16 protein-coding genes are annotated in these 15,451 nt (G+C 68.2%); 8 read left to right on the top strand and 8 right to left on the bottom strand.

Going from position 1 to position 15,451, the window contains the following annotated elements; translation table 11 throughout:
• Nucleotides 1-14: 14 nt before the first annotated feature.
• Nucleotides 15-1,442 (bottom strand): gamma-aminobutyraldehyde dehydrogenase, encoded by a 1,428-nt coding sequence (locus ACEN2M_RS09360; protein ID WP_441647847.1) that lies wholly within the window; start codon nt 1,440-1,442, stop codon nt 15-17.
• A gap of 123 nt (nt 1,443-1,565) precedes the next feature.
• On the opposite strand from ACEN2M_RS09360, the gene ACEN2M_RS09355 reads away from it, so the two are divergent.
• The 5 genes from ACEN2M_RS09355 (at nt 1,566) to ACEN2M_RS09335 (ending at nt 5,377) form a co-directional block, all read left to right on the top strand.
• Nucleotides 1,566-2,048, top strand: coding sequence for an Lrp/AsnC family transcriptional regulator (locus ACEN2M_RS09355; RefSeq protein WP_441647846.1), 483 nt, complete (start codon nt 1,566-1,568; stop codon nt 2,046-2,048).
• Between the two features lie 5 nt (nt 2,049-2,053).
• Nucleotides 2,054-3,478, top strand: a complete 1,425-nt coding sequence (locus ACEN2M_RS09350; RefSeq protein WP_441647845.1) for an aspartate aminotransferase family protein — start codon at nt 2,054-2,056, stop codon at nt 3,476-3,478.
• Between the two features lie 32 nt (nt 3,479-3,510).
• Nucleotides 3,511-3,951 (top strand): helix-turn-helix transcriptional regulator, encoded by a 441-nt coding sequence (locus ACEN2M_RS09345; protein ID WP_441647844.1) that lies wholly within the window; start codon nt 3,511-3,513, stop codon nt 3,949-3,951.
• A 10-nt stretch (nt 3,952-3,961) separates the two neighbouring features.
• The gene (locus ACEN2M_RS09340) at nt 3,962-4,378 is read left to right on the top strand and encodes a VOC family protein (RefSeq protein ID WP_441647843.1); all 417 of its coding nucleotides are present in this window, start codon (nt 3,962-3,964) and stop codon (nt 4,376-4,378) included.
• Between the two features lie 540 nt (nt 4,379-4,918).
• Nucleotides 4,919-5,377 carry a hypothetical protein gene (locus ACEN2M_RS09335; protein ID WP_441647842.1) on the top strand — a complete coding sequence of 153 codons (459 nt, stop codon included), beginning with the start codon at nt 4,919-4,921 and terminating at the stop codon, nt 5,375-5,377.
• Here the strand turns inward: ACEN2M_RS09335 and ACEN2M_RS09330 are convergent.
• Nucleotides 5,374-6,606: a DUF4192 family protein gene (locus ACEN2M_RS09330; protein ID WP_441647841.1), complete on the bottom strand. Its 1,233-nt coding sequence runs from the start codon at nt 6,604-6,606 to the stop codon at nt 5,374-5,376. The two genes, ACEN2M_RS09335 and ACEN2M_RS09330, sit on opposite strands and share 4 nt — an antisense overlap.
• 131 nt (nt 6,607-6,737) lie before the next feature.
• On the opposite strand from ACEN2M_RS09330, the gene ACEN2M_RS09325 reads away from it, so the two are divergent.
• Nucleotides 6,738-7,370, top strand: coding sequence for an acetate uptake transporter (locus ACEN2M_RS09325; RefSeq protein ID WP_441647840.1), 633 nt, complete (start codon nt 6,738-6,740; stop codon nt 7,368-7,370).
• Between the two features lie 87 nt (nt 7,371-7,457).
• On the opposite strand, the gene ACEN2M_RS09320 is transcribed toward ACEN2M_RS09325, so the two are convergent.
• From ACEN2M_RS09320 to ACEN2M_RS09310, 3 genes are read right to left on the bottom strand one after another with little or no spacing between them, the layout of a single operon-like run.
• Nucleotides 7,458-9,428, bottom strand: a complete 1,971-nt coding sequence (locus ACEN2M_RS09320; RefSeq protein WP_441647839.1) for an ABC transporter ATP-binding protein — start codon at nt 9,426-9,428, stop codon at nt 7,458-7,460.
• Nucleotides 9,425-11,158 carry an ABC transporter ATP-binding protein gene (locus tag ACEN2M_RS09315; protein WP_441647838.1) on the bottom strand — a complete coding sequence of 578 codons (1,734 nt, stop codon included), beginning with the start codon at nt 11,156-11,158 and terminating at the stop codon, nt 9,425-9,427. Before ACEN2M_RS09315 ends, ACEN2M_RS09320 begins: the two co-directional genes overlap by 4 nt.
• A 35-nt stretch (nt 11,159-11,193) precedes the next feature.
• Nucleotides 11,194-12,156, bottom strand: a complete 963-nt coding sequence (locus tag ACEN2M_RS09310) for an aldo/keto reductase (RefSeq protein WP_441647837.1) — start codon at nt 12,154-12,156, stop codon at nt 11,194-11,196.
• Nucleotides 12,157-12,288: 132 nt separating this feature from the next.
• Here ACEN2M_RS09310 and ACEN2M_RS09305 point away from each other — a divergent pair, with 132 nt between their 5' ends.
• Together ACEN2M_RS09305 and ACEN2M_RS09300 are read left to right on the top strand one after the other, a co-directional pair.
• Nucleotides 12,289-12,798 carry a methylated-DNA--[protein]-cysteine S-methyltransferase gene (locus tag ACEN2M_RS09305; protein WP_441647836.1) on the top strand — a complete coding sequence of 170 codons (510 nt, stop codon included), beginning with the start codon at nt 12,289-12,291 and terminating at the stop codon, nt 12,796-12,798.
• Complete coding sequence (locus tag ACEN2M_RS09300; RefSeq protein WP_441647835.1) at nt 12,795-13,397, top strand: DNA-3-methyladenine glycosylase I; 603 nt, start codon at nt 12,795-12,797, stop codon at nt 13,395-13,397. Before ACEN2M_RS09305 ends, ACEN2M_RS09300 begins: the two co-directional genes overlap by 4 nt.
• A gap of 4 nt (nt 13,398-13,401) precedes the next feature.
• Here ACEN2M_RS09300 and ACEN2M_RS09295 read toward each other — a convergent pair whose 3' ends face one another.
• The 3 genes from ACEN2M_RS09295 to ACEN2M_RS09285 are packed head-to-tail and all read right to left on the bottom strand — an operon-like array spanning nt 13,402 to nt 15,449.
• On the bottom strand, nt 13,402-14,394 hold the full coding sequence (locus tag ACEN2M_RS09295) for a malate dehydrogenase (protein ID WP_441647834.1): 993 nt from the start codon (nt 14,392-14,394) through the stop codon (nt 13,402-13,404).
• 9 nt (nt 14,395-14,403) lie between these two features.
• Nucleotides 14,404-15,150: a YaaA family protein gene (locus ACEN2M_RS09290; protein ID WP_441647939.1), complete on the bottom strand. Its 747-nt coding sequence runs from the start codon at nt 15,148-15,150 to the stop codon at nt 14,404-14,406.
• A 32-nt stretch (nt 15,151-15,182) separates the two neighbouring features.
• A complete protein-coding gene (locus ACEN2M_RS09285; protein WP_441647833.1) occupies nt 15,183-15,449 on the bottom strand; it encodes a F0F1 ATP synthase subunit epsilon in 267 nt (88 codons plus the stop codon).
• Nucleotides 15,450-15,451 lie beyond the last annotated feature (2 nt).

Here is a 15,451-nt window from a genome sequence, read left to right as displayed (position 1 = left end):
ACGACCGGCTTCGCTCAGCCGATGTAGCTCATCACGTGCTTGATGCGGGTGTAGTCCTCGAAGCCGTACATCGACAGGTCCTTTCCGTAACCGGAGTGCTTGAACCCGCCGTGCGGCATCTCCGCCACGATCGGGATGTGCGTGTTGATCCAGACGCAGCCGAAGTCCAGCCGCTTGGCCATCCGCATCGCCCGACCGTGATTGCTGGTCCACACCGAGGAGGCCAATCCGTATTGCACATCGTTGGCCCAGGCCAGCGCCTGTGCCTCGTCGGTGAAGCTCTGCACGGTGATCACGGGGCCGAAGATCTCCCGCTGCACGGCCTCGTCGGTCTGCCGCAGGCCGCTGACCACCGTGGCCTCGTGGAAGTACCCGACGCTGCCCTGCCGGTGCCCGCCGAGCTCGACGACGGCATGGTCGGGCAGCCGGTCGATGAACCCGGTCACCTGCGCCAGCTGGTTTTGGTTGTTCACCGGGCCGAACAGGATGCCCTCCTCGCTCGGGGCTCCGGTGCGGGCGGCGTGGGCGGCATGGGCGGCGAGCGCCGCCACGAACTCGTCGTGGATGCCCTCCTGCACGAGCACCCTCGTGGCGGCGGTGCAATCCTGACCGGCGTTGAAGAAGCCGGCCGCGGATATGCCCTCGACGGCCTGCTCGATGTCGGCGTCGTCGAAAACGATGACCGGCGCCTTGCCGCCGAGTTCGAGGTGCACGCGCTTGAGGTCGGTGGCGGCGGCCCTGGCCACCTCCATGCCCGCGCGCACCGACCCGGTGATCGAGACCAGTTGCGGGGTGGCGTGGTCGATCATCGCCGCCCCGGTGCTGCGGTCCCCCATCACCACGTTGAGCACGCCGGGCGGCAGGAACTCTGCGGCCACCTCAGCCAGCAGCAGGGTGGCGCTCGGGGTGGTGTCCGAGGGCTTGAGCACAGTGGTGTTGCCCGCGGCGAGCGCCGGGGCGAACTTCCAGACGGCCATGTTCAGCGGGTAGTTCCACGGGGTGACCTGCCCGACGACGCCGATGGGTTCGCGGCGGATGAAGGAGGTGTGGTCCTTGAGGTACTCGCCGCCACTGCGCCCCTCGAGCACCCTGGCGGCACCGGCGAAGAAGCGGATCTGGTCGACGGACACGAGGATCTCATCGTCGACGAGGGTGCTGCGCGGCTTGCCGGTGTCCCTGGACTCCGCGTCGGCGAACTCCTCGGCGCGCGCCTCGACGGCGTCGGCGATGCGGAACAGGGCCAGCTGTCGTTCGGCCGGGGTGGACTCGCCCCACCCCTCGAACGCGGCTGCGGCGGCCCTGTAGGCGGAGTCGACGTCGGCGGCCGTCGAGACCGGGCTGGTGCCGTAGCTCTGCTCTGTGGACGGGTCGATGAGGTCGATCGTGCTCTCGGCGGTGGACTCGACGTGGTCGCCGTTGATGAAGTTGTGTAGCGCGCTCATGCGCGCCAGCCTAGCCGCCCGGCATCCGGGCGACCAGCGTCAAGTAAGAGGAATCAGTTGTGAAACTCGTGTTTCACGACTGATTCACTTGCCGCAAGGCACCTCGGCTGTCACAATCGGGTGATGAGCAGCAGCGGACGCGGCAGTGCGGGCAGACCCGCGCAACTGGACGATGTGTCCAAGAAGATCATCGAGCAGTTACAGGTCGACGGCCGCCGCTCGTACGCGGAGATCGGCAAGGCCGTGGGCCTGAGCGAAGCGGCCGTGCGCCAACGGGTGCAGAAGCTCACCGAAGCCGGCGTCATGCAGATCGTCGCGGTGACCGATCCGATGCAGCTGGGCTTCTTCCGTCAGGCCATGATCGGCATCCGGGCCACCGGCGATACCCGCGTCCTGGCCGACCGGCTCGCCGAGATTCCCGCCGTCGACTATGTCGTGCTCACCGCCGGCTCGTTCGACATCCTGGCCGAGGTCGTCTGTGAGAACGACGACGAACTGATCGCCTTGCTCAATTCACAGATCCGCGCGCTTGAGGGGGTCGCTTCCACCGAGACCTTCGTCTACCTCAAGCTTCACAAACAGTTGTACAACTGGGGAACACGGTAACCGAGATGACCACCACAGAACAGAGCACCGGTCCGCGCGTCTACACCGACGCCGAGAACGCCGACCTGCAGCGGAAGGCGAAGGACCACCTCTGGATGCATTTCGCCCGCCAGTCGGTGATGGAATCCGGCCAGGGAGTTCCCATCATCACCAAGGGCCTGGGCCACCACATCTGGGATTCGACGGGCAAGCGGTACATCGACGGACTGAGCGGGCTGTTCGTGGTGAACGCCGGGCACGGGCGCAAGCGCCTGGCCCAGGCCGCCGCCGCGCAGGCCGAGGAACTCGCGTTCTTCCCGCTCTGGTCGTATGCGCACCCGAGCGCCATCGAACTCGCCGACCGGCTCGCCGAGCACGCTCCCGGCGACCTGAACCGGGTGTTCTTCTCCACCGGCGGGGGCGAGGCCGTGGAGACGGCGTTCAAGCTGGCCAAGTACTACTGGAAGCTGCAGGGCAGGCCCACCAAGCACAAGGTGATCTCCCGATCCGTCGCCTACCACGGCACCACCCAGGGCGCCTTGGCGATCACGGGCATCCCGGCACTGAAGGAGATGTTCGAGCCGGTCACCCCCGGCGGTTTCCGGGTGCCGAACACCAACTTCTACCGGGCCGATGAGATGGGCTCCGGCCACGGTGACGACGTGGAGGCCTTCGGGCTGTGGGCGGCGAACCGCATCGAGGAGATGATCCAGTTCGAGGGCCCCGAAACCGTCGCCGCGGTCTTCCTGGAACCCGTGCAGAACTCCGGCGGCTGCTTCCCGCCCCCGCCCGGTTACTTCAAGCGGGTGCGCGAGATCTGTGACACCTACGACGTACTGCTGGTGGCGGACGAGGTCATCACGGCGTTCGGCCGGATCGGCAACATGTTCGCCTCGACCACCTTCGGCATCGAGCCCGACATGATCACCTGCGCCAAGGGCATGACCAGCGGGTACTCCCCCATCGGTGCGACCATCATCAGCGACCGCATCTACGAGCCGTTCAAACACGGCGACACGGCGTTCTATCACGGCTACACCTTCGGCGGTCATCCGGTGTCTGCCGCCGTGGCCCTGGCCAACCTCGACATCTTCGACGAGGAGAAACTGAACGAGAACGTGCGGGAGAACTCGCCGGTGTTCAGGGCCGAGCTGGAGAAGCTGCTCGACCTGCCGATCGTGGGCGACGTGCGCGGCGAGGGCTACTTCTTCGGCATCGAGCTGGTCAAGGACAAGGCCACCAAGGAGACCTTCACCGACGCCGAGTCCGAGCGGCTGCTGCGCGGCTACCTCTCCGGCGCCCTGTTCGAGGCCGGGCTGTATTGCCGGGCGGACGACCGGGGCGATCCGGTGGTGCAACTCGCGCCCCCGCTGACCATCGGGCCGGCCGAGATCCGTGAGATCGGCGACATCCTGCACGGCGTGCTGTCGGAGGCGCCGAAGCATCTCTAGTCGCCTCCGGCGCCCGGTGCTAGCGTGAAATCATGACTCCGCAGGAGCTTGACACCCTCACCTGCCTGCGCCGGGCCCGGGACCTGATCGACCGGGACTACGCCAAGCCGCTCGACGTGCCCACCATGGCGAGGCGGGCGCTGATGTCACCAGCGCATTTCTCCCGTCGGTTCCGGGCTGCATACGGCGAAACACCGTACCGATACCTGATGACCCGCCGGATCGAGCGGGCGATGGCGTTGTTGCGCGGCGGCAGCAGCGTGACGGATGCCTGCATGAGCGTCGGCTGCACCTCGCTCGGCTCGTTCAGCTCCCGGTTCGCCGAGATCGTCGGCGAGACTCCGAGCGCCTACCGGGCCCGCACCCACCACGCCGTCGCGGCGATGCCGGCCTGTGTCGCCCAGACCCGCACCCGCCCGGTGCGGAACACACCGAGCAGGATCGAAGAAGCGAACACCCGCGCCGCGGCCTAGATTCTCGGGTATGGAACCGACAATCTCACTCCAGTACTGCAACGTCACGGTCAACGACGTCGACGAGGCGATCGCGTTCTACGGCGACGCGCTCGGCTTGAAGGTGCGCAGCGACGTGCCATCCGGCAAATACCGCTGGGTCACATTGGGCAGCGATGCCCAGCCCGGGCTCGAGATCGTATTGTCTGAACCGCACGCGGGCCGGTCGCGGGCCGACGGCGACGCCATGCAGGAGCTGCTCACCAAGGGCGTACTGCCGATGCTGGTGTTCAGCTCCGACGACGTGGACGCCACCTTCGAGACCGTGCGCGCGTCCGGCGCCGAGGTGCTCCAGGAGCCCACCGACCAGCCCTGGGGACCGCGCGATTGCGCCTTCCGGGATCCGTCCGGAAACACCGTGCGCATCGCGCAGGCCCCGGCGGCTTAGCCCGGCGCCTCAGCCCCGACCGGGGGCACTGGCGAATTCGGCCAGAATGATGACATGAACTGGCCGCCACGTCGAACCCACCCCAGGGGTCACCCGATGACGAGCCTGGAGTGGCGTACGTTGTGGCAGATCTCAGCAAGCACGCCGGTCTTCGCCCTGACGCCGGACGGTCCGGTCATCCGCTTTCACAACCTCTGGGACGGGATCCCTGGAAACAACAGTGCTGCGGCCGCTCTGGTCGACGGTGGAATGGTCAGGGCGTCCCCGTTCCGGCCCAGCGGACCAGGCCCAGATTCGCACGTTCCCGGAGCGAGACCGTTGACTCTCACGGCCCGCGGGAGGCGGGCACTGCGGTCCCCCGTCGCAGCCCGGCACCGGCCGCGTCCTCAGATCACGTCGCTGAGCACCTCGGCCCTGTTCGACCGGACCAGGCCCGCCTGGCTTCTGCGCCATATCGCGGGAGACTGGTTCCTCGCGGAAAGCTATTGCCGCCAACTGTGGCTTCTTGATCGGGACGGTCCGGCCTTACCCAGACAAGACGTGGCGAGCACCGATCAAGGGGGCCCACCGGCGGTGCGGAACGAGGGCTACCGGGTGCCGGGCTGGCCCCAATCGCTCTTCCACCTCTCCGACTTCGTCGAGCGCGGGTTCGCCGCGCAGAGCGAGGCCGAGGCCGTCATCACCCAGGCCGGCCGCGAGGTGCTCGAGACACGTCCTGACCTCACCGCGGTCTTTGAGGCGGAACGGCGGGTGCGCCGCGAGCATGGCCTCCACCCTGGAACGGCAGAGGAGATGAGGCTTCTCAACGTCGCGGCCACGCAAGGCCTCTACGTCTGCGCCTGCGGCTGGTTCCTGATCTATGACGATCCCACGGCGAGACAGTGGGCCGGAGAGTTCCCGGCAGCCGAGCACTGGAGCCGTCTCACCGACACTGAGGTACTCGCGCTGGTGAGGGAGCGGGAAGCACCGCCGGCCCGAAGGGCAAGCAGGCACCCCTAGAGCTCCGTCTCATCCGGCACGGCGAACGCCCACTCCGGCAGACGGCCGCTACCGATCAGCTGCAGGAGCAGCAGTGCCATGCCGTACTCGCCGTCGATATCGAGGGCGGTGTCGATGTGGATGCCCGCGACGGATCCCCGGCCGAGAGTCCAGCTCAGCCACGCCAGCATGCAGAGCGGCGCCGGCCTGGCCGACCTCGGCGCCATCGCCACGAGCAGCTTGAGCAACCCGATGGCCCGTTCCACCCGCACCGGGTCCGGCCGGTCCGCACTCATGCCCAGCATCAGGTCTCCGGTGGTCGGTTCGGTCTCCTGCAGCGCCCGGCCGGCCGCCATGTCGGCTGCCACGACGTCGTCCATGCTCAGGCCGGTCTCCCGTTGCCTGCGGGCATAGTGCCGGTTCAGGGCCAGACTGCGATGACCCTCCGCCTCACCGAACGCGAACTGCAGCATCATCTGGTCCCGGGTGGCCGGTCCCTGCATCAGGAAGAGCAGCGCCGCGGCCTCGTCGACGGTGAGTTCCGCCGGGTTCAGCCCGAGGGCGGTCTCGGCGGTGCCCACGGGATCGAGCATGTCGCCGACCATTTCGATCAGCTCCGGAATCGGCCCTGGGCCCGGACCGAGCCGCTGGAACCGGGCTAACCGCCTGGCGCAGCGTTCCCGGGTGGTGAGGTCGACCCTGGGCAGCTCGGCGCCGGTGTGCAACCTGGCGAGCTCCCTGCGGGCGTCGAGCGGGATCGCCTCGGCCACGCCGGAGTCCGCGATCTCGCTGAGCGGATGCCGCAGCGGCGTCGGGCGCGCTCGGCCGCCCTGGGCGGGAGCGTCGTCGAGGTAGGAGGCCCAGCCATCCGCGGCCACGCACAGCGCGTCGCGCACGAGAAAGCCGGACTGGCCGGCGCGGGTGAGGATCGCCCGCAGGAACGCCCCCTGCGGCAGGTCGGCGACGCCCAGGGCCGGGTCATCGCCGATCGACTCGTCGGTGTAAGTCACCGGAACCAGGGCGTCGACGCCGGGGATCTTGCACAGGGTGCCGAGCAGCGCGCCGGCGATGCGGCGCAACTCCTGCGGCCCGGCGTCGGGGTTGGGCAGGTTGAACCGCAGGGCGCCGCAGGTACGGTTGCCGCGGAACGCGACGAGCACCAGGCTCTGGGCGGGGAGGAAGCCCACGAGTTGGGGCACGAGGGCGAGGAAATCCTGGGGAGTCGGGGTCTTCACGATTGTCTTCTGCATGCGCCGACTCTGCGCCGGAACCGGCCAGGGCGACCGGTCGCCGGCCAACCTGTGCAGAACCCGTTCGGCCGGCGGCCTGTGCACTTCGGCCGGGCCTGGCGCGACCGGGGCGGCTGATAATCTCAGAACAAATGAATCAGATTAATACGACTGTCCCGGAGGCCTCCGTGGTTTCCGCGCCAGCACCTGCACCTGTTCCTGCCGCACCGTCCCACGGCGCCCTCGCCGATCCCGGCGCCCTGGGTCTGGCCGCCTTCGCCCTCACCACCTTCGTGCTCAGCATGTCCAACACCGGCATCGTGCCGTCCAGCGCCGCGGTGCTGGGCCTCGCGCTGTTCTACGGCGGAATCGCCCAGGTCATCGCGGGCATCTGGGAGTTCTACAACCGCAATACGTTCGGCGCCACCGCGTTCACCTCGTTCGGGGCGTTCTGGCTGGCGTTCTGGTACCTCGAGAGCACCGGCGGCAACGTCGAGGCCGGCGCGGCCGGCATGGGCACCTTCCTGCTCGCCTGGGCCATCTTCACCGTCTACATGACCGTCGCCGCGAAGAAGACCAACGGCTCGATCTTCGCCGTCTTCGTCGCCCTCTCGATCACCTTCCTGCTGCTGGCGATCGGCGCCTTCACCGGGATCACCGCGATCCACCAGCTCGGCGGCTGGTTCGGCATCCTCACCGCGCTGCTGGCCTGGTACGGCTCCTTCGCCGTGGTCTACAACTCCACGGCGGGCCGGGCCGTCCTCCCCGTCTGGCCGTCCAAGTAGCCTCACCCACCATCCCCGTTGTAAGAAGGGCCCCGAAAACCTGAGGTTTTCGGGGCCCTTCTCATGTCAGTGCTCGCGAGCCCGGTCTCACTCGATGGCGGCGGCGAACTGGGAGTCGTAGAGCGAACGGTACGCCCCGTCGGCGGCCAGGAGCTGCTCGTGGCTGCCCTGCTCCACGATGTGGCCGGCCTCCATGACCAGGATCAGGTCGGCGTCGCGGATGGTCGACAGACGGTGCGCGATCACGAAGCTGGTGCGGTCGGCGCGCAGGGCGCTCATGGCGTGCTGCACGAGCACCTCGGTGCGGGTGTCGACCGAGCTGGTGGCCTCGTCGAGGATCAGCACGCTCGGGCGGGCCAGGAACGCCCGCGCGATGGTGAGCAGCTGCTTCTCCCCCGCGCTGACGTTGCTGCCCTCGTCGTCGAGCACGGTGTCGTAGCCTTGCGGCAGGGAGTGTACGAACCTGTCCACGTAGGTGGCCTTCGCCGCCTCGAGGATCTGCTCCTCGGTGGCGTCCGGCCGACCGTAGGCGATGTTGTCTCGGATGGTGCCGCCGAACAGCCAGGTGTCCTGCAGCACCATACCCATCCGGCTGCGCAGGTCGTTGCGCGTCATCCGGGCGATGTCGACACCGTCCAGGGTGATCCGGCCGCGGTCGAGCTCGTAGAAGCGCATGATCAGGTTCACCAGGGTGGTCTTGCCGGCCCCGGTCGGGCCCACGATCGCCACGGTCTGACCGGGTTCGGCCACCAGGTTCAGGCCCTCGATGAGCGGCTTGTCGGCGCTGTAGCTGAACGACACGTCCTCGAACACCAGCCGGCCGCGCGTCTGCACCGGCGTCTCGTTCGGGTCGGCGTCCGCGCTCTGCTCCTCGGCGTCGAGCAGTTCGAAGACCCGCTCGGCACTGGCGACACCGGACTGCAGCAGGTTGGCCATCGAGCCGAGCTGGGCCAGCGGCTGGGTGAACTGCCGCGAATACTGGATGAACGCCTGCACGTCACCGAGCTGCATGGCGCCAGAGGCCACCTGCAACCCGCCGACCACGGCAATGGCCACATAGACCAGGTTGCCGATGAAGGTCATCGCCGGCATGATCATGCCGCTCACGAACTGGGCACCGAAGCTGGCTTCGTAGAGTTCGTCGTTCTTCGAGGCGAAGCGCTGCTCCACCTCCTTCTGCCGGCCGAAGACCTTGACCAGGGCGTGCCCGGAGAAGGTCTCCTCGATCTGGCCGTTGAGCTCGCCGGTGTGAGTCCACTGCGCCACGAAGAGTTTCTGCGAGCGCTTGGCGATCAGCACCGTGGTGACCAGGGTGAGCGGCACCGTGACCAGCGCGATGAGGGCGAGCAGCGGCGAGAGCAGCAGCATCATCACGATGACGCCGATGACCGTGAGCAGCGACGTGACCACCTGGCTGAGCGACTGCTGCAGGCTCTGCGAGATGTTATCGACGTCGTTGGTGACCCGGCTGAGCAGTTCGCCGCGCTTGACGGTGTCGAAGTAGCCCAACGGCAGCCGGTTGATCTTGGCCTCGATCTCCTCGCGCAGCCGGAACACCGTGCGCTGCACGACGGCGTTGAGCACGAGGGCTTGCAGCCAGCTGAACACCGAGGCGAAGATGTACAGCGCCAGCACCCAGAACAGCACGGTCGACAGGGCGGCGAAGTCGATGCCCTGGCCGGGGGTGAGGGTCATGGCGCTGAGCATGTCGGCCTGTGCGGTCTCTCCGGATGCCCGCAGCCCCGCGATCACCTCGGCCTGGCTCATCCCGGCCGGGAGGCCCTTGCCCACGATGCCCGCGAAGATCAGGTTGGTGCCTTCACCGAGCAGGCGCGGCCCGATCACCGAGAAGGTGACGCTGATCACGGCGAGCACCAGCACCAGCGCCAGCCACACCCGCTCCGGGCGCAGCTTGCCGACCAGGCGCTTGGCGCTCTGGCCGAAGTTCATGGCCTTCTCGGCGGGCATATTCATGCCGCCGAAGGGGCCGCCGCCACGCGGGGGCCGCGCGGGAACCTTCACGTCGTCGTCGGTGGCGTCGTCGATGCTGTCGCTCATTTGGTGGCCTCCGCTGCCAGCTGGGATGCCGCAATCTCCTGATAGGTCGTCGAGGTCGCCAGCAACTCCTCATGGGAACCGCTCGCCACGATCCGGCCGTCTTCGACGACGAGGATCTGGTCGGCGTCGATGATCGTCGACACCCGCTGGGCGACGATGATCATGGTGGCGTCGGCGACGTCCCTGGCCAGGGCCGCCCGCAGGCGGGCATCCGTGGCGAGGTCGAGGGCGGAGAACGAGTCGTCGAAGATGTACAGCTCAGGTCGCTTCACCAGCGCCCTGGCTATCGCGAGACGTTGCCGCTGCCCGCCGGAGACATTGGTGCCGCCCTGCGAGATCGGGGCGTCCAGGCCGCCGTCGAGACGTTCGACGAACTCTCGGGCCTGCGCGGTCTCCAGCGCCTGCCAGATCTCGGCCTCGGTGGCATCCGGTTTGCCGTATTGCAGGTTGCTGCGCACGGTGCCGGAGAACAGGTAGGGCTTCTGCGGCACCAGGCCAATATGGCCCCAGAGCAGGTCGGGGTTGAGCTCGCGCACATCCACCCCGTCGAAGAGCACGGAGCCACTGGTGGCGTCGAACAGCCGCGGCAGCAGGTTCACGAGGGTGGTCTTGCCCGACCCGGTGCTGCCGATGATGGCGGTGGTGAAACCGGGCCTGGCCACGAAGCTGATGTCGCTGAGCACGGGCTGTTCGGCGCCCGGGTAGGCGAAGCCGACCCCGCGCAGTTCCAGCTCGCCGTGCCCGATGGTCTCGTTCACGGGGTTCTGCGGCGGTCGCACGCTGGAGGCGGTGTCGAGCACCTCACCGATCCGGTCGGCCGACACCGTGGCGCGCGGGATCATCACGGCCATGAAGGTGGCCATCATCACGGCCATCAGAATCTGCATGAGGTAGCTGAGGAAGGCGATCAGGGTACCGACCTGCATTGAGCCGTCCTCGATACGGAAGGCGCCGAACCAGATCACGGCGACGCTGGAGACGTTCAGCACCAGCATCACCACGGGGAACATCAGCGCCATCAGCCGGCCGGCCTGCAGGGCGGTCTCGGTGACATCGGTGTTGGCCTGGCCGAAGCGGCGGGTCTCCACGTCTTCGCGCACGAAGGCGCGAATCACGCGGATGCCGGTGAGCTGTTCCCGCAGCACCCGGTTGACGGTGTCGATGCGTTCCTGCATCACCCGGAACAACGGCACCATCCGCACGATGATCAGCCCGACGGCCACGAGCAGCACGGGCACGCTGACCGCGATCAGCCAGGACAGTTCGAGGTCTTGGCGCATCGCCATGATCACGCCGCCGATGCAGAGGATCGGCGCGGAGACCAGCAGGGTGCAGGTGGTCAGCACGAGCATCTGCACCTGCTGCACGTCGTTGGTGGAACGGGTGATCAGCGATGGAGCGCCGAACCGGCTCACCTCTTGCTCGGAGAATTCGCCCACCCTGGTGAAGACCGCGCCGCGCAGGTCGCGGCCCAGGGCCATGGCCGCCTTGGCGCCGAAGTAGACGGCGATGATGGCGCAGATGATCTGGCCGAGGGTGATCAGCAGCATCACGCCGCCGACGCGCATGATGTAGCCGGTGTCTCCGGTGGCCACGCCCTCGTCGATGATGTCGGCGTTCAGCGCGGGCAGGTAGAGCGACGCGATCGATTGCGCCAGTTGGAAGACGACCACGGCCACCAGTAACCGCCAGTGCGGGCGGAGGTAGTGTACGAGCAGTTTCCAGAGCATCTGGTGTCCTTGGTATCTGGGGCGGGTGGGGTGATCTAGGCGAAGAGGGCGGAGATGTACGCCACGTCTTCGGTGGTGGGCCGCCAGGTGGTGGCGGCCTCGGCGTTCTGCACGATCTGCTCGGGCTTGGTGGCGCCGGCGATGACGCTGGTGAGGCCGGGCTGAGCGAGCAGCCAGGCCAGCGTCGCGGCGAGCATGCTCACGCCGCGATCGTCGCAGAACTGTTGGTACCGTTCGATGGTGTCCCAGGGGGCGTCGTCGAGCAGGTGCCGGCGGATCATCATGATGCGGCTGTCTGCCGGGCCGCCGTCGCGGCTGAACTTGCCGGTGAACAGCCCGTTGTAGAGCGGGAAGAACGGCAGGAAACCCAGTCCGTAGGCGTTCACGGCGGGCATAACCTCTTCCTCCGCGTCGCGCACGAGCAGGCTGTACTCGTTCTGCGCCGAGATGAAGGCCGGATGATGATTGATCCTGGCCGTGAACTCGGCCTCGGCGATCTGCCAGCCGGCCAGGTTGGAGTGGCCGATGTAGCGGATTTTGCCCTCCCGGATGAGGTCGCCCAGGGTTTCCAGGGTCTCCTCGATGGGGGTGTTCGGGTCCGGCCGGTGCAGCTGGTACAGGTCGATCCAGTCGGTCTGCAGCCGCTTGAGCGAGGCCTCCACGGCCAGGCGGATGTAGCGCCTGGAACCGCGGGCATCCCAATCGGGGCCGTTCGCGCCGGCCATGTCCATGCCGAATTTGGTGGCGAGCACGATCTGGTCGCGCTTGCCGCGCAGGGCGTGGCCCATCAGGGTCTCGCTGAGTCCCCGTTCGGCGCCGTAGATGTCGGCGGTGTCGAACAGGGTGACGCCGGTGTCGATCGCGGCATCGATCACCAGGGACGTGCCCGCCTGGCTTTCGGTGCTCGTGCCGTTTCGGCCGAAGTTGTTGCAGCCCAACCCGATCGTGGAGACGACGAGGCCGGAGTTGCCAAGAGTGCGATAGTCGATCTGAGCCATTGCTACAGACTATGCCTGTGCGGCGACGCTGTGAGGCCCTTTGGCCCCTCCTCCACAGGGCACGATCAGGCTGAGAATTCCCCTGTCCGAAAACCGCCGGAACCTCCGATGAGCGCCGACTACAGTCGCAGTATGAACAGCCCAGCGTCCATTCCCCCGAACCTGATCCGCGTGCCCAGTCCACTCGGCGAGCTCGAACTCACCGGCGACGACGACGAGGTCTGGTCCCTGTCGATCACCAGGCACGGCCATCTTCCGTTGGAGGGCCTGCCCGAGGCGCCCAACGCGCTGCTCCAGCGCGCCGCGGCGGAACTCACCGAGTACTTCGCCGGTACCAGGGCCGCCTTCGACGTGCCCGTGCGGCTGTCCGGCGGCACCGAGTTCCAGCGGAGCGTCTGGCAGGGCCTGGCGACGATCCCGTTCGGCGATCATCTCTCCTATGGCGAGCTCGGCCGCTCGATCGGCAAGAGCGGGGCCGGCCGGGCGATCGGCGGCGCCGTCGGCGCGAACCCGGCGCCGATCCTGGTGGGCTGTCACCGAGTGCTCGCCTCGAACGGGCGGATCACCGGGTTCAGCGCCGGCGAGGGTATCCCCACCAAGCAGTGGCTGCTGCGCCACGAGGGCATCGAGTACGTCGCGTGACCGTGCACACTCCCCCGGCCCAACGGGTTTCGGTGGTGGTCGGCGACGATGGCGTGGCCCGGTGCGGCTGGGCCGCGAACGACCCTGAGTACCGCCGTTACCACGACGAGGAATGGGGCCGCCCGCTCCGCGAGGAGCGGGCGCTGTTCGAGAAACTGTGTCTGGAGGGCTTCCAGGCGGGTCTGTCCTGGATCACGATCCTGCGCCGCCGACCGGCGTTCCGGGCCGCGTTCGCCGGCTTCGACATCGAGGCCGTGGCCGCCTTCACCGAGGCGGATGTCCAGCGGCTGCTCGGCGACGAACGCATCATCCGGCACCGCGGCAAGATCACCGCCACCATCGACAACGCCCGCAGCACGCTCGCCCTGGGCGAAAGCCTCACCGAGCTGATCTGGAGCTTCGCCCCGGCCGCTCGGCCGGCGCCGCTGAGCGACCTGGGCGAGGTTCCGGCGATCACGCCGGAGTCGACAGCGTTGAGCCGCGCGCTCCGGGCCCGCGGCTACAAGTTCGTGGGGCCCACCACGGTGTACGCGCTGATGCAGTCCAGCGGCCTCGTCAACGATCACGTGGCCGGCTGCCACCTGGCGCCGGCCGGGTAGCGCTCTAGCGAGGCCCGAGCAGCCCCAACGCGCCCACGGCGTCGCGCTCAGCCTGCAGCTCGGCGACCGACGCGTCGATGCGGGCGCGCGAGAACGCGTCGATCTCCAGTCCGGGTTCGATCGACCAGCGGCCGCCCAGTGACCGCACCGGAAAGGACGACACCAGGCCGGCCGGCACGCCGTAGGAGCCGTCCGAGAAGACGCCGGCGCTGGTCCAGTCGTGGCCGGTGCCGTTCACCCAGTCGTAGACGTGGTCGACGGTGGCGCTGGCGGCCGACCCCATCGACGACGCGCCGCGCACCGCGATGATCTCAGCGCCGCGGTTGGCCACCCGCGGAATGAACTCGTTGATCAGCCAGGCCTCGTCGACGAGCTCGAGCACGGGGCGGCCGTCGACCGTGGCGTGGCTGACGTCTGGGTACTGCAGCGTGGAGTGGTTGCCCCAGATCGCGACCCCGGTCACCGACGTGACCGGCACGCGGAGGTGGGCAGCGAGCTGGGCGACCGCCCGGTTGTGGTCGAGCCGGGTGAGGGCGGTGAACCTGTCTGCGGGCACATCGGGGGCGTGGCTGGCGGCCACCATGGCATTGGTGTTGGCGGGGTTGCCCACCACGACCACCCGGATGTCGTCGGCGGCGCCCGCGTTGATGGCTGCACCCTGGGGGCCGAAGATGCGGGCGTTGCCCTCGAGCAGGTCCTTGCGCTCCTGGCCGGGCCCGCGCGGGCGCGCGCCCACCAGGATGGCCACGTTGCTGCCGTCGAAGGCCTGCATCGGGTCATCCGTCACGACAACGTCGCGCAACAGCGGGAACGCGCTGTCCTGAAGCTCGAAGGCGCTGCCCTCCGCCGCCTGGAGGCCGCTGGGGATCTCGAGCAGCCGTAGGGCGACGGGAACGTTGGGACCGAGCAGCTGGCCGGAGGCGATGCGGAACATCAGGGCATAGCCGATGTTGCCTCCGGCTCCGGTGACGGTGACGTTTACTCGTTGTCTCAGCACGAGTTCATCCTAGAGGTGGCCGGCGACGACCAGTTCGAGTTCTCCTGCAGATCCGGGCCGCAGCGTGAGCCCGGCCGTCGGCGCCCAGGCGAGCAGCTCGTCGACGGTGCCGAAGGCCTGGCCGTTCTGCAGCAGCGCCCGGGTGAATTCACCCTTGGCCTTCTTGTTGAAATGGTTGAGGGCGCGGGTCCGCCCGTCGGCGGTCTCGGTCACGACCCGCAGGAAGAACCGCTGCGGATGCCCGGCCGCCGGGCCGAGCGCCACGTACCCCTCCGACCGCAGGTCGAGCAACAGCCCGGGGGTCGCCTCCAGCGCGGCGGAGACGCCACCGGCCCAGTGCTTCTTGAGCGGCAGGCCGGGCAGTCTGGAGTCGTGCGAGAGCCTGTAGGCCGGCACCAGGTCGAGCCCCCCGACGGGTCCGAGCAGTGCGGAGTGCACCAGGAGGTGTCGCCCGGCGAAGGCGCGCGCAGCCACGGTCAGGGTCTCGGCCGCCAGGGCGTCGTAGAGCACCCCGGTGTACCTGTCGATGACCGGGGTCGTCGCGGAGGTCAGCAGGGCGGCGTTCCGGTCGATCTCGGCAAGCTGGGTGCGGCCGAGTTTGAGGGCGCGCACCGTCGCATCCGCGTCGGCGGCCAGGGCGGCGAGGGCCCCGGCGAGCACCCGACGCCGCTCGGTGAGGGCGGGGAACGCCAGCGAGTCCAGCGCCAGGGGCATGAAAACGCCGCCGGAGCGTTTAGTCTCCGACGGCGGTAACAATACAAACAAGAGTGTCCTAAATGAGGCAGCGCCTAAACGAGTGCGGCCCGGCGGGCGACGATGGAGATGATGTCGTTGTCCACCGACAGGAACCCGTCGTCAGCTTCGGCGACGACCTTGGTTCCGTCGAGCAGCGTGATGCGCACCTCGCCGCTGGACAGGATCGCCAGCAGCGGCTCGTGGCCGACGAGAATACCGATCTCGCCTTCCACCGTGCGCGCGACAACCATGGACGCCTCGCCGGACCAGACCTGCTGGTCCGCCGAGACGAGACTCACGGTGAGCGAAGCCGAAGCCATGC

It is taken from the genome of Cryobacterium sp. W22_MBD10_FK3 (genome assembly GCF_052113745.1).
Classification (GTDB): Bacteria; Actinomycetota; Actinomycetes; order Actinomycetales; family Microbacteriaceae; genus Cryobacterium.
This window is presented reverse-complemented; position numbering and strand designations above follow the sequence as displayed.